This window comes from Bradyrhizobium sp. JR3.5, assembly GCF_054057015.1.
The window spans coordinates 2,410,085-2,428,425 of sequence record NZ_JBSRYV010000001.1 but is presented as its reverse complement, the minus strand read 5'-3'; the positions used below and the strand labels follow the sequence as shown (position 1 = coordinate 2,428,425).

The following is an 18,341-nucleotide window of genomic DNA, read 5'->3' as shown; positions in this document are numbered from 1 at the left end:
TGCATCAATGTATCCGGCCTCTGATCGGAGCGTGTGGTGCTCCGGGCCATCATGGATATCAGCGCGCGTACGTTCTCGTTAGCGGACAGGCCTCGATCGGGCCATTCGGGTCACCAGTGTTCGCACGCGCTCGGAAGACCGAACCTCCATCTCGTCTCATCCTCTCGCAGACCTCGGCTGGAAGCTGTTGATAGGTTACGTCATCGCTTGCTCCTCAAATTGCTGAGTTCCTTTGTTCGAGCCAGGGGCCGTTCCTTCGTCCCGACCTTGCAGAACGTCGATCGCGTCGCGCGCAGGGGCGGTCAAGGCCGGCCGTCGCGCCTGACTTGCGGCGGGCTCTGGCGTCGCCAGGCTGCGCCTTGACCGAGCCGAGCACGGCGCGAGGATCAGGCGGGTCGGACGCTTGTCTCGTCGGTCCTCGTCAGCTCGAAGGCGCGTCCCTTAGCCAGCACCGCCCAGGCGATCCGGGCAAGCTTGTTGGCGAGCGCGATCGCCAGAACGTTGTGGTGCAACCGCCTTTTGGCGGCTTCGATCCAGGATTTGAGCCCGTAACGTTCCCAGTCCTTTATCCTGACCAGCACAACCCATGCCGCCTGCACGAACAGAACGCGCAGGTAGCGATTGCCGCGTCTGGAGATTTTGCCGAGGATGGTGCGGTCTCCGGTCGAGATCTGCTTGGGCACCAGTCCGAGCCAGGCGCCGAAGTCGCGGCCTTTGGAGAATACGTCTCCAGTGCCGATCGCAGCCACCATGGCGCTGGAGATGATCGGCCCGATGCCGGGCACCGTCATCAGGCGCGAACATGCCTGATCTTGACGGGCCAGTGCTTCGATCTCGCCGGATAGGCCATCGATGCGCTGATCCAGCCGGCGCCAGTCGCCTGCCAGCTCCTCGATGACGCGCAACATGCGTGGCGACAGGGCATCGGTGCGCGTCGCAAGGATGGTGGGCAGTTCCGTGCGCAGGAAGCCGATACCCTGGCGCACGGCGATCCCGCGTTCCAGCATAAAAGCGCGAATCTGGTTGATGATGCCAGTGCGTTGCGACACCAGCCGCTCGCGCACCCGATGCAGCGCCTGCAGATCGAGTTGCTCCGCGGTCTTGGTCGCCACGAACTTCATCGTCGGACGCTGCACGGCTTCGGCAATCGCTTCGGCATCGTTGAAGTCGTTCTTCTGTCCCTTGCTGTAGGGGCGAACATATTTGGCCGGCATCAACCTGGCATCGTGACCAAGCGATGCGAGCTTGCGGCTCAGGTGATGTGCGCCGACGCAGGCCTCCATGCCGACCAGGCAGGGCGGTAAGTTGGCGAGCCGCGCTTCCACTTGGCCACGCGACCACTTTTGCCGTAGCACGATGGCGCCGCGCGCATCGTGGCCCACGACGTGGAACGAGTTCTTACCGATATCGATGCCGATCACGGCGAGTGCGGTATTGGGTGTCTCAGACATGGCGTGCTCCTTGTCTTTGGCGCCCCTTGCCAGCTTCGCTTGCTGGCAGGGCAGGAGCACGGCCGGACCATCCCATTATCGGACATCAGTCGTGAACAAGGTCGCACAGTGGACTGACATGGCACCGACGCCAGCATATGCCGCGCTTCGTCCCAAAGCGGCTTCATGCTATAAAAATGGATCGTAGCAGCACAATGCTGCACGGGGACCGTATGAAGATTGGTGACCAAGTTCGAGTACAAGGGATGACCGGTCTAGTAGTGGCGCTAATCTCTGAAGGTAAGTTCGCCGAAAGTCACCCGGCCGAGCACTGGGCGCGCTTGAACACGGGAACGCTTATCCTGACCGATGAAGCTGGCCTGATCCATTATCCGACCTTCGACGGCATCGTTGTCGAGAAGCTATCGAAATGAACTGCGTCCGTTTGCGGCCCAAAGCAAACGCTAGCAGGTCAGTGTTTGATGCCATCCAGATCGGGATGATCTTTATATATATTATCCCGAAGCATGGTGTCTATCAGAGCGATGATATCGGCCACCGGGGTCTTCAATCTGAGAAACTCATCTGTTGGCGAGGCGTCCTTGGCGAGCGTGAGCGCCGAGGACAACTCCTCAATGGCCCGCTCTGCGTGTTGATTAAATCTTGCGGCTGACTTCGCGTCCATAAGGCCATCTCGTTCTCTTGCGGGAAATACTCTATCCATCTCAATGAGCATGACCAGATATCTTTGGCTTACGACTCTAAACGTAGGGTCAGGGGTTAAAGGACCATCTGAGCGAATATAGAAAGCTTGAGCAATCTGGTGATGTCTGAGTTTGGCCCATCGCGTCAGTTGGCGCAATGCAGCGACATGTCCGGAGTTGAGGGTAGACCAGAAATAGCTGGCTGACTGCAAAGACGAATGAGCGGCTCAGGATTGCTGCTGTGCAAACGCAGCGCTGAATCCCATTTCGCCGGTCGCATTTCCCTGCTCTAATCAGATCGTTGCAAACCGCGGGCGTGGTTCTGAGCCACAGCCAATGCGGCGACTTTGATTGCTCGGCGCAAATTATACTTTAGGGAGATCAGTCATGAGAACCTTACTAGCGAGTGCCGGTTTAGCGCTGTTGTTGGCCTTGGCAACGGAACCAAGCGTCAGCGCTCAGGAGGCTCCTGAATATTTGAAGCAGACACTTCCCGAGCAGGTCCTGAAGCCGCATTGGGACGAGCAACTGGCTGTGATGGATCCCAAGGGAGCCTTGGACGCGAAGACCAAGCAACTCATTGCGCTCGGTGTGGCAGCACAAATTCCGTGCGTCTATTGCGTTTACGGTCACACCAAATTGGCGAAAGCCGCTGGCGCGACCGATGCTCAAATCAAGGAGGCCATCGCAACCGCCGCGCTGGTCCGTTTCAACAGCACGATGCTGCAAGGCGCGGGTTACGACCTTCAGAAACTCCAACAGGAAGTCGATAGACTGACCGCATCGAAATAGCCTTGGCAAGTCGCCCGCATGAGCGAAGTGATATGCGGGATTGACCTTGCGACCTGCGCGCAGCTCCCGGATGTCGCGGAGCCTGCCATCGGGCGCGCGTTCGCGCGACCCGTTGGCTGATCCGCCTTACGCTTGCTGAGCAGCCCCGCCAGATAGCCGGCGCATCATTTCCTTGATCTCAATTCGGACGCTTTTGTGCGGCGATGGTTGTCGAAAGACGCTAGGCGGGGTGATCTGGACGTGGTGATGCTTTCGCGAAGGCTTGTCATTGTTGCGGCCATGCTCGTGCTCGGGACCTTGTCGGCCCGCGCGCAGCAAAGCACCGAGTATGATGCGTGCATGGACAAGGCCGAAGGGGTGTCGACGAAGATGCTCGATTGCGGCAAGGCCGAAATCGACAAGTGGGACACCAGGCTCAACGCCGCCTATCAAGCCCTTCTCGCCAAGTCGAAGGGCGAGGCGCACGCGCAATTGCAGGTCGAGCAGCGGGCCTGGCTGAAGCATCATCTCGGTGAAACCCATCGCCTCGCCGCGGACCCCGACAACGGGTCCGTCGCGTTCCTCGACTCCCAGGCGTTCGAATTGAAGGACATCACCGACCGCACGCTGCTTCTTGAAAAGCGTGCCCACGCCTTGCGATAGACGGTGCCGTTTTGCGAGCAGGGCGGGCGAGCGACTTGTCCGCCGTAGCTCACTGAGGGCAAGGCGGAAGGGTAACTCGGCGGGACTGTTGCGGGCGAAGTGGCGAATTACACCTCCGGTTGATCCGCTTTGCGCATTGCTAGTCACATGCGGGTCAGCCCGCCGGTAAGGCCATCGATCGCCCAGTCACAGCTACGCCTGCCGCCTGATGTCCGCACGCAGCCCGTGTGGCTCTCCCAGAGCACGGGTGGCCTACCTACTAAGGGACGATTTGATGCATTGCACGTAGAAGTGGCGGCAGCAACGGTTGGATGATATCAACCAGGCTAACCCCACGACAGATGGGACAGGGGGCCTCATTTGGCAAAGCGTACGATCCAAGATTCGGAAATCGCCTTGATCAAGGCGATGCTGGATCGGGGAATGAAGAACAAGGACATCCAGTTCTATTTCAACCGTCCAGAAAGGTCGGTCAACTCCGGTCGAATTTCGACTATCCGAACAGGCGCCTATAGCAACTCCGGCAAGATTCTTGCCGCTTCCTCCGATGAGCTAGACCGCTTTTTAGAGCGTTTCGCGTCACAAGAGCGAAACCAGAGTTCACCGAGTGACGATCATGATGTTCGCAAGTTCTTTCGACGGGAGAGCGATTCTCTTTGGTATCTGCATCGAGGAGAAAGTGAAGAGTGCGAGTGCAAGCAGGATTTTGATCCGAAAAAGCTAACTCCCGTTGTGAGAGCGATTGCTGCTCTCGCGAACAACAGGGGTGGATATATCTTTTTCGGAGTGGGAAACAATCAGTGCCGAGTTGACGGGGCTGCGCGTGCGATCAGCAAAGAGATTTCCGCAGGAAAGTTGCGCGTTCCGAGGGCGCGAGAGGACGTTGCGCCATTTGCCTATGGTTTGACGGCGGTAACTGCGATGAAGGTGCCCCTCCAGGATGTACTTAATGCCCTGCAAGTCGGACGAGAATTGGCCGAGAGGGCGGGCGACAAGAACGCGCTTGGAGCAGTTTGTAAGGCGGTGTGTCGAGTTGATGAGTTGTTCTTCGGAAATGAAACGTTAGGTCCGGCAACCGAGCGAGCGGCGAGCGGCGAATGACGAACGAAACTCCTTTGGCAAATTCCAGATCGGATATTGACGCTTGCTATTGGTGCTCTAGCGCAAGCGAATATGCATGCCGTGTTCGCCGATCCGGGAAACGAGCATTGGGATTTTATCTCGGTGACGAACACCGCCCATGCCGGTGAGCTATTCTTAAAAGCAATAATCGCAAAGGAGCATCCGCTCCTGATATTCAAGGATTTGTTCAGCCTCGATGATAATCGGGCCGATGCGCTCGACCTGCTAAGCCTCATTAAGAGAGGTAAGACGCACGACTTTGAGAAGCTTCCGCAGGTGTTGTGGGTTACAACCGGCCAGCGTTTGCCCAACCCCGACTGTTTTGAACGTCTTCGCCGTGCGAGAAATTCGATTCAGCATTTTTGCGCACCGGAAGATGAAGATTTCCGCGCGCTGTCGTTAGAGTTTATCTATACGATTATTGATCCCTTGATACGGAAGAATTTTGATCTCTACGCGATACAATATCACGAAGATCATCACGTTGGTTATGACTATGTGGTCGGATGTGTTGTCCGACATAGACTGAAGTTCTCGATGCCGAGCGACTTTGACCTCGGAGAGATTCAGCTTCGCTATGAGCTTGAGGGGGCTGATGAAGAGTATCGTGCTTGGCTTGCTCAAGAATTGAGGAAGGTCGGAAAAGAGAGGTTGCTAGCAGAATGAAGGGCGGCCGATCGGCCGCCCTCCGTGGATACCCAAGTGCAGCGCCGGGCATAACGCGTCCCCTAGCGCATCTACAAATTATTGAAATCGCGAAACGCGGGTCCCGCACGACGAGGGGCGAGACGGTCCTTGTCGGGCAAAGCACGTCCCCTAAAATCGAACTCGTCGCCAATGCACGAAGCCCGGCCGGACCAAGGATTCTCGCGTCTAGCAATCAGCCATGAAAACGGTGGCGCCTGCTGCAAGCGCGCCGGAGTCGACCAGGTATTGCCTTTTGCGCCGTTTCAGTTCTCGCAGCCGCTCGGCTGGCTTGGAAGGCCCTTCGAAGAGCGGGATGACATGTTCAGGAAAGCGGGACCCACAACAGAAGTTGTGCCTGCCGCTCAACCATAGCGATCACGTACGCGATCTCTCTGTCAGGTATTCGGAGACGCTGCTGTCACAGGCTCAGCAAACCGTTGGCGTCTACACAACCGTCTTTCAAGCAATTTAGGGGCTGTTCTCCGACGCATTTGGCGCACGAAACGTGGCTTGGAAGCCAAGCTGCGCCTTCAAGACTAGGTCGAAGCTGGGGCGCGTCTTTCCGTCCTGGAACACCACGCCGTTCGGGCTGAAGGTGACCTTGTCCGGGTTGTTGTTCAGCGTCTGCCATTTGTACGATATAGCGACGATACCATAGGCCGAAACCGGCTTGACCTCTCCGGGGTCTGCCACGCCGTTGCCGTTGGCATCGCGCCACAGGGCGAGGCCGGCCAGTTCTTTGCCGGTCAAAATGCCGTCGCGGTCGTCATCGAGTGCGGCCAGCGGCGCGTATCCGTTGTTCCAAAACATCCAGAACGTGACGTTGCCGAACAATTGCCGGCCGCTGTTGATTTTGCCATCGAGCTTCGGGTCGCTAACCAGCCAGGCAGCTTTGGGGGTAATCCAGCTCCATTCGCGACCCAACCCGCTGCCGTCCACGTCGAACGTCACCCGCGCGTCGGGTGCTTCGAGGTCGGTGGTAGTGAGCCCATCGGCCAGCGGCACTGCGATGGGAGTGACCGGGTACGGCAGCTTTCCCATGGTGGCGGCGTGGTCCTTCAGCGTCTCGATCTCGCGCTTATCCTTCTCGGCGTCGAGAAGCGGGACGAGGTAAGAGGCGACTTCGCCGGTCAGCGTCCGCCCGCCGAGACCAACCATCGTCAGGCTCTTTTCCTTCTCCCAGGCGTCGGTTGCGATCGTTCGATACTGCTTCACCGCATCGTCCTTCCTGCCGGCCTGCTCGGTCAGCCAGGCGAGGCCGAGCTGGATGACAAGGTTATCCTTGTCCAGTTCCAATGCCTGCTTGTACGCTTTCAATGCGGCTTCCAGATGCGCCTGGGAGGCGGTACTCAAAGTGGGGTCAGCGGCAGTCGTTACCGTACCGAAAGGAACGGCCGGCGGCTGAACGCCATGGTAGGCCTTCGGTACCGTCAGTGGGTCGGACTTCTGGGCGTAAGCCATGCCATGCGCACGACCAAGGTTCAGCAACGCCTCGACGCTGGTAGGATCGTCCTTGGCGATCTTCTCCAGGTTTTCGATGAGCCTGGCGACCGGGATCCGCTCCTCTTCCACGCCCACCCACCTGCCGAGCGCCGGCGAGGTCGCGGCAAGGAAAACCACCAGCAACAGCAACCGCACGGCGCAACTCCGTCTTGTAAGGGAAGATGGTGGGCAATCTATCCGGTGCACACTGACGGCGCCAGGGTGTGGATGGTGCTTGTGCCGCATACACTGGTTAGTCGCGTGGTAGGAAGAGTGTTTGTCGCCTGCCATTGTCGGTCCATGGCCCTTCGGCGAAGTGGCAGCATCGCTCCGCGAGGTCCGCTTATTGAGGCAGGGCGGACAAGATTTGCTCAGGCTGAGTTCTTTGCATTTTGACCTGACGCGGACGAGGTCCACTAGCCGTTGCTGATCATCGCACCCCTCAGTAAGCTTGCCCTATTGGCAAAGGCAGGAGCGTCCCCATGAACAGACGTTATGCACTCGGGCTTTCCGTGACCGCGATGATTTTAGTTGTCGCCTTTCCGAACAAGAGCTTTTCTCAAGCAAAGTCTCTCAAAGAGAGATTGATTGGCACCTGGATTTACGAGTCCAGCAAGGCCACGCGAGAGGATGGTAGTGCTGTTGAGCGCCCGAAGTTACAAGGGGCCGTCACCTATACTGCCGAAGGCCGCTTCCATTTCATCACTGTGCGCTCTGATGCGCCCAAATATGCGTCAGGCGACTCTGCGCGTCCCTCCCCAGAGGAGGCAATGGCTATCGCATCAGGTGTCGTTGCTTATACCGGAACGTACACCGTTGACGAGAGTACAAAGACCATCCACGTCAGTATCGAGACAAGTTCATTCCCCAACTTGGTTGGAGCAGCAAATCAGCGCCGGATCGTGACATCCATCACCGACGATGAATTGAAGTTTACAAATCCAAGGACGCCGGCCGGCATCACATTGGAGCTGGTGTTCAAGCGGGCGAAATGAATGTCAGCAAGTCCGTTTATGGCCCAGGCCGTGTGACAACTTGGGGCGCACTGGCGCATTACGTGGCCGCCGAGCTTCTCATTCGGTGGAATCGACCTCCTGTCATCTCAGTGGCAACGAGGAGGTTCAAGTAGGCGCTGATTTGGTCGCGCAGAGGCGGGCCTCAGGCCCGCATCGCCTCCAGCAATCCGTCTACGCCCATGATTGTCATCACGCGCTTCATGTTGTAGGCGAGCACGGTGAGTGCCATCTCGGTGGCCACCTTTGGCAACCTTTTCGTGAGAAAGTGCGTTGCTCCCATCCAACACTTCATCGTACCGAACGGATGCTCCGCTGTCTGACGGCGGAGCCCCATTGCATTGGGGTTGTGGTCGAGCCGATCTTGAACTTTCTCCAGAACGGCCTCGTGCTCCCAGCGTGAGATGCGGCGCTCGGGGCCTGTCGTGCACTGAGCCTTTAGCGCGCAGGTTTTGCAGGCGCTTGTCCAATAGCGGCGCAGCGTCTTTCCGTCCTCTACGTTCGTATAGTGATAAGTTAGGCGCTCGCCGGCGGGACAGCGATAAACATCGTCGGCGGCGACATAGACGAAGTCCTGTTTGCCGAAGCGGCCAGCAGCTTTGGCGCCCGAAGTCATCGGCTTCGGCAACGTCACCGTGATGTCGGCTTCCTCGCAGGCCCTGATCTCCCCTCCATCGTAATAGCCGCGGTCTGCCACGACTTCGAGCGTCTCGACAGCCATCTCGTCGCGCGCCTGGCCGGCCATATTGGTGAGTTGGTGGCGATCGGTGCCCACGTTGGTCACCTCGTGAGCCACGATGAGATGATGCTGCGTATCGACCGCAATCTGCACGTTATAGCCAACGATCCCGGTGTCCTTGCCGCTTGTCGCCATCGAGCGCGCGTCAGGATCGGTCAGCGAGATCTGCTTGTCTTCGCTCTTCATCATCTCCGCATTGATCGCATCAAGCCGGACGGTCTCCTCCCTGAGCTTCTCGATCTTGCCCTTCAACTTCGCAACTTTCGCCGCCGGCACTGCGTCGCCGTGCCGATCGGCGGTCGCGAGCTGCGAGAGATAGCGGGCGATGCTCTCGTCGATCCGCTCCAGGCGCCGCTTCATCTTCGCCTCGGTGAAGTTCTTGTCCCGCGCATTGACGGCCTTGAACTTCGATCCATCAATGGCGACGCTCGCCGCAACAAGCAGATCAAGCTTGCGGCACAGCGCGACGAACGCGCGGCAGACCTCACGAATGGCCTTGCCATTGTCCTTGCGGAAATCCGCGATGGTCTTGAAGTCCGGCGCCAACTGCCCGGTCAGCCACCAGATCATCTCGATATTGCGCTGGCATTCCCGCTCCAGGCGTCGGCTCGACGGCACGCGATTGAGGTAGCCGTAGATATAGAGCTTCAGCATCATGCCGGGGTGATAGCTGGGTCGGCCGGTGGCGAGTGGCTGGACACCGACAAACCCGAGCCTGTCGAGATCGAGACCGTCGACGAACACGTCGACCGCTCGCACCGGGTTATCTTCGGTCACATAGTCGTCGAGCAGCGCGGGGAACAACGTGCTCTGTCCGCGATCAACCCCTTCCACGAATCCCGCCATCGCTCGTCCCCGCCGATTCATTGGAGAATAATAGCAGAGGCGGAGTTTTCACACGGCCTGGGCCCGTAGCTGACGATCCTTTCGTCCATCCTGGATGCCGGCTCTTCGAGGAAAAGCGGACATAAGGTCCGGTCGATCGAGGTTCGTCCTCGACTCGCTACAGCTGAAACGAAAAGCCCCGCCGTCGCCGGCGGGGCTTTTTTGGATCTCAGACTAGGGGACCTACTTTACCCCGATTAGGGGACGTACTTGTAGGGGACCAACTTTACCCACGGCTGCACCAAGTCTAGGGACGATGCCGATCCTCGTCTACTGCCTCACGAACACCCCGTCGTGCTGCCGCACGTATCGCACTTCATGCAGGTCCCGTTCCGCACCAGCGTGAAGTTGCCGCACTCCGAGCACATCTCGCCTTCGTAGCCTTTTGCCTTCGCTTCGGCGCGACGCTCGGCCTTGGACGGGGCGGCGGCCGCGGCGGTGCCGGGCTTGCTCCAGTTCAGGGCCTCGAGCTTCTCGGTCGGCGAGAGGTCGTGGCTGACCTCCTGCTTCAGGGCGACTGCGCCTTCGATGGTGTCGGAGGCGCCGCGCGCGGTTGCGCCGTGCGAGGCCAGCGACGTGACGCGGCTGCCGCCGGCGGGGGCGTTGTCGGCGCTCGCGCTCACCGCGGCCGAGCCGCCGCGCATGACGACGAGGTTGTCGGTGCGCGAACGGGTCAGGCCCTTCGAGACGTACTTGGTCGCCTGGTGCTGGGCGGGGGCCTCGTCCGGCTCCTTGCCTTCCTCGACGCCCTTGCCGAGCGCGTCGAAGCCCGACTCGTTCGGATCAACATGGGCGAGGTCGAAGCGGCTCATGTAGCTCACCGCGAGCTCGCGGAAGACATAGTCGAGGATCGAGGTCGCGTATTTGATGGAGTCGTTGCCCTGCACCGGGCCCGCGGGCTCGAAGCGGGTGAAGGTGAAGGCGTCGACATACTCCTCCAGCGGCACGCCGTATTGCAGACCGAGCGAGACCGCGATCGCGAAGTTGTTGATGAAGGAGCGCAGCGCCGCGCCTTCCTTGTGCATGTCGATGAAGATCTCGCCGAGCCGTCCGTCGTCATATTCGCCGGTGCGCAGGTAAACCTTGTGGCCGCCGACCACCGCCTTCTGGGTGTAACCCTTGCGGCGATCCGGCATCTTCTCGCGCTCGCGCATCACGATGATGCGCTCGACCAGCTTCTCGACGATCTTCTCCGAGACCTGGGCGGCACGCGCCGCCATCGGCTTCTCGTAGAGCGCTTCGACCGCATCGTCCTCGTCCTCATCGTCGGAGATGAGCTGCGAGTTGAGCGGCTGCGACAGCTTCGAGCCGTCGCGGTACAGCGCGTTGGCCTTCAGCGCGAGCTTCCACGACAACAGGTAGGCGGACTTGCAGTCCTCCACCGTGGCGTCGTTCGGCATGTTGATGGTCTTGGAGATCGCACCCGAGATGAACGGCTGGGAGGCCGCCATCATCCGGATGTGGCTCTCGACCGAGAGATAACGCTTGCCGATCTTGCCGCAGGGATTGGCGCAGTCGAACACCGGATAGTGCTCGGCCTTCAGATGCGGGGCACCTTCCACCGTCATCGCGCCGCAGATGTGTACGTTGGCGGCCTCGATCTCGCGCTTTGAGAAGCCGACCGCCGAGAGCAGGTCGAAGCCCGGCGCGGCGATGGCCTCGGAGCCGATGCCGAGCGTATCGCGGATGAAGTCTTCGCCGAAGGTCCACTTGTTGAAGGCGAACTTGATGTCGAACGCGGTCGGCAGCGCCTTTTCCACCTTGGCAATGGCTTCATCGGTGAAGCCCTTTGTCTTGAGGGTCGAGGCGTTGATGCCAGGCGCATTCGACAGCGAGCCGTGGCCGACGGCATAGGCCTCGATCTCCGCGATCTCGCTCTCGCGATAGCCGAGCGCGCGCAAGGCCGCCGGCACCGCCTGGTTGATGATCTTGAAGTAGCCGCCGCCGGCGAGCTTCTTGAACTTCACCAGCGCGAAATCAGGCTCGATGCCGGTGGTGTCGCAATCCATCACGAGGCCAATGGTGCCGGTCGGCGCCACCACGGTCACTTGCGCGTTGCGATAGCCGTTGACCTCGCCGAGCGCCAGCGCGTCGTCCCATGCGAGCTTGGCATGCGCGACGATGTCGGCCTGCGGGCACGACTCGTGGTCGAGCGCCACCGGATTGACGGCGAGCGCCTCGTAGCCGCGGCTTTCGCCGTGCGCGGCGCGGCGGTGGTTGCGGATCACGCGCAGCATGTGGGCCGCGTTCTTCTTGTAGCCCGGGAAGGTGCCGAGCTCGGCCGCCATCTCGGCCGAGGTCTTGTAGGAGATGCCGGTCATCACAGCGGTCAGCGCGCCGCAGAGCGAACGGCCTTCCTTCGAGTCATAGGGCAGGCCCATGGTCATCAGCAGGCCGCCGATATTGGCGAAGCCGAGGCCGAGGGTGCGGAACTCGTAGGAGAGCTCGGCGATCGCCTTCGACGGGAACTGGGCCATCATGACGGAGATTTCGAGCACGATGGTCCAGAGCCGGCAGAGGTGCTCGTAGGACTCGATGTCGAACCGCTTGGTGGTCGAGCTGTAGAACGTCAGCAAATTGGCGGAGGCGAGGTTGCACGCCGTGTCGTCCAGGAACATGTATTCCGAGCACGGATTGGAGGCGCGGATGTCGCCGGACGCCTTGCAGGTGTGCCAGTCGTTCATCGTGGTATTGAAGTGCAGGCCGGGATCGGCGGAGGCCCAGGCGGCGTAACCGATCTTCTCCCAGAGGTCGCGCGCCTTCAGCGTCTTCGTTACCTTCTTGGTGGTGCGGCCGACCAGGTTCCAGTCGCCGTCGGTCTCGACCGCGCGGAGGAAGTCATCCTTCAGCGACACCGAGTTGTTGGAGTTCTGGCCGGAGACGGTGAGGTACGCCTCGGAATCCCAGTCGGTGTCGTAGATGTCGAACTGGATGTCCTTGTAGCCCTGCTTGGCGAACTGGATGACGCGCTTGATGTAGTTATCAGGCACGAGGCTGCGGCGCGCGAGCTTGATCTCGCGGCGGAGCGCCGGGTTCTTCTCGGGATCGAAGCAGTCGTCGCCACTGCCTTCGCAGTTCACGCAGGCCTTCATCACGGCCTTGAGGTGCTTCTGGTTGATCTTGGAGCCGGTGACGAGGGCGGCGACCTTCTGCTCCTCCTTCACCTTCCAGTCGATATAGGTCTCGATGTCGGGGTGATCGGCATCGACCACGACCATCTTGGCGGCGCGGCGCGTGGTGCCGCCCGACTTGATCGCGCCCGCGGCGCGGTCGCCGATCTTGAGGAAGCTCATCAGGCCGGACGAGCGGCCGCCGCCGGACAGCTTTTCGCCTTCGCCGCGCAGGCTGGAGAAGTTGGAGCCGGTGCCGGAGCCATACTTGAACAGGCGCGCCTCGCGCACCCAGAGGTCCATGATGCCGCCCTCGTTGACGAGGTCGTCGCCGACGCCCTGGATGAAGCAGGCATGCGGCTGCGGATGCTCATAGGCCGACTTCGACTTGGTGAGCTTGCCGGTCTTCCAGTCGACATAGTAGTGGCCCTGGCCGGGACCATCGACGCCATAGGCCCAATGCAGACCGGTGTTGAACCACTGCGGCGAGTTCGGTGCGACCATCTGTTTTGCCAGCTGGAAGCGCAGCTCGTCGAAGAAGGCCAGCGCATCTTCTTCCGTGGAGAAGTAGCCGCCCTTCCAGCCCCAATAGGTCCAGCAGCCGGCGAGGCGATCGAACACCTGCTTGGCCGAGGTCTCGCCGACGATGCGCTCGTTCTCGGGCAGCAGGCTAAGCGCCTCGGTGTCCGGCACCGAACGCCACAGCCAGGACGGCACGGTCTCTTCCTCGACCTTCTTCAGGCGCGCGGAGACGCCCGCTTTACGGAAATACTTCTGCGCCAGCACGTCGGAGGCGACCTGCGACCAGAACTCCGGAACCTCGACGTTCTCGGCGCGGAACACGACCGAACCGTCCGGGTTGCGGATCTCAGATGTGGTCAGGCGGAAATTGATCCCGGCATAGGGGGATTGTCCGCTGGTGGTGTTGCGTCGTTCGATTCGCATGGTCGAGCCCCGTCTCTTCTTCTGCCCGGTCCCACGTTATTCGCAGGTTGCCGGAATGTTATCTGTTCGCGGACTCAGGGAAAACGCGTCAGCACGCCTCCCGTCATCCGCAGCTCAGCCGGTGGACCCGGCCTGTTTCTCTCATCCGCCCGGCGCCGGTTTGACCCGGCCCTGGCGGCGGCACGATCCCGGCGTGGACACCGATGTTTCGGGTCCTCCGGGTCATGCATTCAACGCCCCAAACGCTCACGCGACACGTCACGCGTACGCTTCTCGTGGGCCGGTTACGGCCTCTGTTTCCGGGTCCTTCTCGGCCCGTTCTGTCGTCCCAACGGCGGCCCAAAATCAGGGCAGACAAGCCCTTCACCCGCGGCCCGAAGGCCTGGCGGAGTGGTCATTTTGGAACCCTTGTGGGAGCGACCGGCGGGGACCCAAACACACTCGCGCCGAACAGGTTGAAAGCTAGGCCATGTCCGTTGCGCCCGTCAAGGACTAGTACGAGTTTCTGAATCAAACACTAAATATGGTGGAAGGAGGGGGATAACAGGGGGCGGTGCCGCGCCTGTGATCGAGCCAACTATCGGTGAGTCCTCAGGGATTCCCAAGCCAAAAAAATTCGCTCCGCCTGTGGATTGAAGGTTCGCCCCGCTGTTCACAGGCGAAGTTTTTATTCGCCGTGGCGGATTGAATTTTGGGGACTCACGTAGGCCTACGGGCAAAGTATGGATCAGGCATGTCAGAGGCGTGATGGTCGGGCGACAAAATCGCGGGCAAGCTGCGGCCGACTCACATCCTGTTCACACCCTTGCCGGGTTCCATGACAGACCAGAAGCCTTCCGCGCGGCCGCGCCTTGCGCCCGCCGGCCTGATGTTCCTCGCCATCACCTCGGTGGGCTGGGGGTTCAACTGGCCGTCCACCAAGTTCCTGCTCAGCGAGCTGCCGCCGCTGACCCTGCGCGGCATCACCGGCGTGATCGGCGCCGTGCTGCTGGCCGCCCTCGCGCTGCTCCGCGCCCAAAGCCTGCATGTCGAGGCAAGGCTGTGGCCGCGCCTCGTGCTGTATGCGGCGCTCAACGTCTCCGGCTGGATGGTGCTGATGGGGCTCGCGCTCTTGTGGCTGCCGGCGAGCGAGGCCGCATTGATTGCCTACACCATGCCGGTATGGGCCTCGCTGCTGGCCTGGCCGGTGCTCGGCGAGCGGCCGACGTGGCTGCGGACCATCGCGCTGGTGATGGCGTTCGCAGGCCTTGCCGCGATCATGGGCGGCAACGGGATTTCCGCGAGCAAGGAGAAGCTGCCGGGAATCATCATGGCGCTCGGCGGCGCGTTCGGCTTTGCGCTCGGCACCGTGCTGGCGAAGAAGTATCCGCTGGTGATGCCGCCGATCCCGGCCGCGGCCTGGCAGATCGGGCTCGGCTGCCTGCCGATCGCGATCATCGGCCTCCTGATCGAGACCACGCATCTCGATCGCGTCACGACGGTCGGCTGGTGGCTGCTGGTCTATTCGACGCTGATCCAGTTCTGCGTCGCCTATGTCGCGTGGTTTGCCGCGCTCGCCCGCTTGCCGGCCTCGGTGGCGGCGATCGGCACCATGGCGGTGCCTGTCATCGGCGTGATCGCCTCCGCCGGTCGCGCTGCACGAGCCGCTCGGGCCGACCCAGATCACAGCACTGCTGTTTACGCTGGCCGGCGTCGCGCTGGCGACGCGGTGATGGCCGGCCAACGATGGCCCTTTGCCAGTTAGGGCTTGGCGCCGATCTTGATATGGATCGCGTCGGGGCTTTCTTGATTGTTCGGGATCTGTTTCGCGAAGGCGGTCAATCCCTCGTTCCGCATGGCGTGCAGAAGGACGGCGGCTGGCTTACCGGCCGCTCCCCAGTCCGACTGCCGCGATTCGACGATCTGGACTTCGACTCCCTTGAGCACGACGATGCCGGCCGCCGGCTTTCCTGGCGGGATATATCCGGAGCCCTGCGCAACCGCCTGCCTCTTCCAGCCGGCGGCATCGAGCGCCGCTCCAACGTCTTCCATCAGGGTCACGGCTTCGGGGTCGAGCTCGACCGAGAAATCGAACGGCGTGCCGCGAAATTCCTTGAGAGCATCGGCAAGCCGCTGTTGGGATGCGGGGCCGAAACTCCTCGGGCTATCAGCCCAATATTCCAGACCGCAGCCGAGCAGGACGAGAACGGCAAATGTGATCGCCAATCCTCGCTCCCAGGCGCCTTTGGAAATCCCGAGCACCAGGAGAGCGACTTCGCCGCTCAAGCCTATCAGAAGCAGGATCTCTCCGATCTGCCTCAGCCAGCTGAAGAGGACAAGCGAAAATGCTTCGGTATGTAACATCACGTTCTCCAGGTCGCAGGCTGGCTGGCGGTTCCGGGGACCACATCATTCGCAGCCGGTCGGGTGGCGTTGGAAAACGTGGGGCAGGGACGGAGGTATCGACGAGCTGCCGGATGGCGGGACGTGTTCTCCCGGCAACCGGCGCCCGCGGGCATCGTGAGGCCCGCCGCGCGGGCCTGCGCAAGACCACCGCATTTCGCCCTACTCGCCGAGCGCCTGCTGCAGCATGCTGGCGAGCTGCGCCTTGCGATAAGGTTTTGCCAGCAGCAGCACGCCTTCGTCGAGGCGGCCGTGATGCACGATCGCGTTCTCGGTATAGCCCGAGGTGTAGAGCACCTTGAGGCCGGGCCGCCGCTTTCTCACTTCGTCTGCGAGCTGGCGGCCGTTCATGCCGCCGGGCATGATGACGTCGGTGAACAGGAGGTCGAACTTCTCGCCCTTGTCGACCAGCGCCAGCGCGGCGCGGGCGTCGGGCACGGCAATGGTCTTGTAGCCGAGGGCGCCGAGCTGCGTGACCACATAGTTGCGCACCAGCTGGTCGTCTTCGACGACCAGGATGACTTCGCTGCCGCGCCGCGGCGGCTCCGGCGCGGGCGCCTCCACCTCGACCTGACCGCGGGCAGGGGGCAGATAGAGCTTGATTGTGGTGCCGTGGCCTTCCTCGCTGTAGATCTTGATATGGCCGCCGGACTGCTTGACGAAGCCGTAGACCATGCTCATGCCGAGGCCGGAGCCCTTGCCGACCTCCTTGGTGGTGAAGAACGGCTCGAACACCTTGTCCTGCACTGCGTGCGACATGCCGGTGCCGGTGTCGCTGACCGCGAGCAGCACGTAACGGCCCGGCGTGATGTCGGGATTGACAGCCGCATAGGCGTCGTCGAGCACGATGTTGCTGGTCTCGAACAACAGCTTGCCGCCGTTCGGCATCGCGTCGCGGGAGTTGATCGCCATGTTGAGCAGCGAATTGGCAAGCTGCGACGGATCGATATGAACGCTGGCGACGTCGGGCGCGAGCACCTGATCGATCTCGATCTGCTCGCCCAGCGTCGGCCGCAGCAGCTTGGCGATATCGACCACGGTGCCGTTGATGTCGACGGTGCGCGGCTCCAGCGGCTGGCGGCGGGCGAACGCGAGCAGATGCTGGATCAGCTCGCGGCACCGCTCGGCGGCGCGGTCGATCAGCTCGGCGGTTTGCGCAAGCGTCGGCTGGCTGCGCAGGCTGTCGACCAGCGTCTCGGTGGTGCCGGTGATGACCGTCAGCATGTTGTTGAAGTCGTGCGCGACGCCGCCGGTCAACTTGCCGATGGCGTCGAGCTTCTGCGCCTGCTGGAGCTTGTGCTCGGTTTCGCGCGAGGCGGTGATGTCGTGATAGATCAGCGCCGCGCCGGTGATGGTGCTGTCGTCGTCGCGCAACGGCCGGCCCGACACCACGAGGTGAATCGGAGGGGCGCCACGGACCGGCTTGGCGACGAATTCCAGCCCGTCGAATTCCTCGCCGCGCAGCGCCCTGGTCGACGGCATGTCGTCGGCCCGCATCGGCGTGACGCCGTCGGCCTCGAAGACGTTGCTGAGGTCGCGCAGCTGGCGGACCGTCATGCCCGGCTTGTAGCGCAGCATCTTCTCGGCGGCCGGGTTCGAGAGCAGCACGGTGCCGCTGGTGTCGATGACAAGCACCGCCTCCGCCATGCTGCGGAACGTGGTTTCCATCACCGAGGTGGAACGGCGGAGCTCTTCGAGCGCGGTGCCGAGATCCTTGGTGCGTTCGGCCACCTTGCCCTCAAGCGACAGGTTGGTTGCCTTGGTCGCGCTGAGCGCGCCCTGCAGTTCGCGGCTGGCGCGCCGGGCCGCCAGCGTCAGTGCGACCGCGAGCAGCAGGATCATCACCACGCCGGCAAGGTCGACCGCCAGCAACAGCCGACCGTTGGTCTTCGACTGTTCGGTGCGAATCCCGAGCAGGCGGCGCTCCTCGGTGACCAGGCGGTCGAGCGCCGCACCGACCTTGTCCATCAGCGCGCGGCTCTCGCCCGCGGAGATCAGCGCCGCAGCGCCGGCCGTGTCGCCCGCCGTGCGCAACCTGATCAGTTCGGCACCGAGCGCAATGGCGCGCTCGACCTGTCCCTTGGTCCCCGCGATCAGTTGCGCCTCGTCCGGGGCCGACTTCAACGCAGCCATCAAATCGTCGAAGGCGGCGGTGAGGGTGGTGCTCTGCTCGCGAAACTCGTCGGCGAAGGAAGCATCGCCCGTCAGCGCGAACCCGCGCGCCGCGCTCTCGACGCCGCGCGGCAGCGAACGCGCATCCGAAATGCGCTTGAGGATGGCGAGTGCGTGATCGACCGAATCAATCTCGCTGCGCGACTTGACATCCAGCCCGATCGACGCCGCGCTGATGACGAGGAGGATCGCAAGGCCGCTGCCGAGGATGAGACGCTGGGAAGCCATCGACGATT

13 protein-coding genes and 1 pseudogene are annotated in these 18,341 nt (G+C 61.7%); 7 read left to right on the top strand and 7 right to left on the bottom strand.

Annotated features, from left to right (window positions below; translation table 11 throughout):
* Positions 1-386: 386 nt before the first annotated feature.
* Positions 387-1,451: an IS110 family RNA-guided transposase gene (locus ACVWW1_RS12125; RefSeq protein WP_456655926.1), complete on the bottom strand. Its 1,065-nt coding sequence runs from the start codon at positions 1,449-1,451 to the stop codon at positions 387-389.
* Between the two features lie 212 nt (positions 1,452-1,663).
* Between ACVWW1_RS12125 and ACVWW1_RS12120 the strand changes: the two genes are divergently transcribed.
* Positions 1,664-1,864: a hypothetical protein gene (locus ACVWW1_RS12120; RefSeq protein WP_456655925.1), complete on the top strand. Its 201-nt coding sequence runs from the start codon at positions 1,664-1,666 to the stop codon at positions 1,862-1,864.
* 38 nt (positions 1,865-1,902) lie between these two features.
* Here the strand turns inward: ACVWW1_RS12120 and ACVWW1_RS12115 are convergent, their stop codons facing one another.
* Complete coding sequence (locus ACVWW1_RS12115; RefSeq protein ID WP_456655924.1) at positions 1,903-2,166, bottom strand: hypothetical protein; 264 nt, start codon at positions 2,164-2,166, stop codon at positions 1,903-1,905.
* 355 nt (positions 2,167-2,521) lie between these two features.
* Between ACVWW1_RS12115 and ACVWW1_RS12110 the strand changes: the two genes are divergently transcribed.
* The 4 genes from ACVWW1_RS12110 to ACVWW1_RS12095 all read left to right on the top strand — a co-directional run bounded on the left by ACVWW1_RS12110 (position 2,522) and on the right by ACVWW1_RS12095 (position 5,356).
* Complete coding sequence (locus tag ACVWW1_RS12110) at positions 2,522-2,926, top strand: carboxymuconolactone decarboxylase family protein (RefSeq protein ID WP_456655923.1); 405 nt, start codon at positions 2,522-2,524, stop codon at positions 2,924-2,926.
* Between the two features lie 246 nt (positions 2,927-3,172).
* Entirely contained in the window at positions 3,173-3,568 is a 396-nt protein-coding gene (locus tag ACVWW1_RS12105; protein WP_456656662.1) for a lysozyme inhibitor LprI family protein, read from the top strand.
* Positions 3,569-3,928: 360 nt separating this feature from the next.
* Positions 3,929-4,669: an ATP-binding protein gene (locus tag ACVWW1_RS12100; RefSeq protein WP_456655922.1), complete on the top strand. Its 741-nt coding sequence runs from the start codon at positions 3,929-3,931 to the stop codon at positions 4,667-4,669.
* A gap of 36 nt (positions 4,670-4,705) precedes the next feature.
* The gene (locus tag ACVWW1_RS12095) at positions 4,706-5,356 is read left to right on the top strand and encodes a hypothetical protein (protein WP_456655921.1); all 651 of its coding nucleotides are present in this window, start codon (positions 4,706-4,708) and stop codon (positions 5,354-5,356) included.
* A 489-nt stretch (positions 5,357-5,845) separates the two neighbouring features.
* Here ACVWW1_RS12095 and ACVWW1_RS12090 read toward each other — a convergent pair whose 3' ends face one another.
* Positions 5,846-7,015, bottom strand: a complete 1,170-nt coding sequence (locus ACVWW1_RS12090) for a tetratricopeptide repeat protein (protein WP_456655920.1) — start codon at positions 7,013-7,015, stop codon at positions 5,846-5,848.
* 326 nt (positions 7,016-7,341) lie between these two features.
* Here ACVWW1_RS12090 and ACVWW1_RS12085 point away from each other — a divergent pair, with 326 nt between their 5' ends.
* Entirely contained in the window at positions 7,342-7,854 is a 513-nt protein-coding gene (locus ACVWW1_RS12085; protein ID WP_456655919.1) for a lipocalin-like domain-containing protein, read from the top strand.
* A gap of 163 nt (positions 7,855-8,017) precedes the next feature.
* Here ACVWW1_RS12085 and ACVWW1_RS12080 read toward each other — a convergent pair whose 3' ends face one another.
* Entirely contained in the window at positions 8,018-9,457 is a 1,440-nt protein-coding gene (locus ACVWW1_RS12080; RefSeq protein WP_456655918.1) for an IS1182 family transposase, read from the bottom strand.
* 317 nt (positions 9,458-9,774) lie between these two features.
* Positions 9,775-13,551, bottom strand: coding sequence for a vitamin B12-dependent ribonucleotide reductase (locus ACVWW1_RS12075; protein WP_456655917.1), 3,777 nt, complete (start codon positions 13,549-13,551; stop codon positions 9,775-9,777).
* Positions 13,552-14,368: 817 nt separating this feature from the next.
* Here ACVWW1_RS12075 and ACVWW1_RS12070 point away from each other — a divergent pair.
* Positions 14,369-15,263, top strand: a pseudogene (locus ACVWW1_RS12070) (DMT family transporter).
* 28 nt (positions 15,264-15,291) lie between these two features.
* Here ACVWW1_RS12070 and ACVWW1_RS12065 read toward each other — a convergent pair.
* A complete protein-coding gene (locus ACVWW1_RS12065; protein ID WP_456655916.1) occupies positions 15,292-15,894 on the bottom strand; it encodes a hypothetical protein in 603 nt (200 codons plus the stop codon).
* A gap of 201 nt (positions 15,895-16,095) precedes the next feature.
* Entirely contained in the window at positions 16,096-18,333 is a 2,238-nt protein-coding gene (locus ACVWW1_RS12060; RefSeq protein ID WP_456655915.1) for a CHASE3 domain-containing protein, read from the bottom strand.
* Positions 18,334-18,341 lie beyond the last annotated feature (8 nt).

Coding starts and splice junctions, on each gene's coding strand:
- ACVWW1_RS12085 (WP_456655919.1), top strand. CDS start 7,342: ATGAACAGACGTTATGCACTCGGGCTTTCCGTGACCGCGATGATTTTA.
- ACVWW1_RS12105 (WP_456656662.1), top strand. CDS start 3,173: ATGCTTTCGCGAAGGCTTGTCATTGTTGCGGCCATGCTCGTGCTCGGG.
- ACVWW1_RS12080 (WP_456655918.1), bottom strand. CDS start 9,457: ATGGCGGGATTCGTGGAAGGGGTTGATCGCGGACAGAGCACGTTGTTC.
- ACVWW1_RS12115 (WP_456655924.1), bottom strand. CDS start 2,166: ATGCTCATTGAGATGGATAGAGTATTTCCCGCAAGAGAACGAGATGGC.
- ACVWW1_RS12125 (WP_456655926.1), bottom strand. CDS start 1,451: ATGTCTGAGACACCCAATACCGCACTCGCCGTGATCGGCATCGATATC.
- ACVWW1_RS12110 (WP_456655923.1), top strand. CDS start 2,522: ATGAGAACCTTACTAGCGAGTGCCGGTTTAGCGCTGTTGTTGGCCTTG.
- ACVWW1_RS12075 (WP_456655917.1), bottom strand. CDS start 13,551: ATGCGAATCGAACGACGCAACACCACCAGCGGACAATCCCCCTATGCC.
- ACVWW1_RS12060 (WP_456655915.1), bottom strand. CDS start 18,333: ATGGCTTCCCAGCGTCTCATCCTCGGCAGCGGCCTTGCGATCCTCCTC.
- ACVWW1_RS12120 (WP_456655925.1), top strand. CDS start 1,664: ATGAAGATTGGTGACCAAGTTCGAGTACAAGGGATGACCGGTCTAGTA.
- ACVWW1_RS12065 (WP_456655916.1), bottom strand. CDS start 15,894: ATGTTACATACCGAAGCATTTTCGCTTGTCCTCTTCAGCTGGCTGAGG.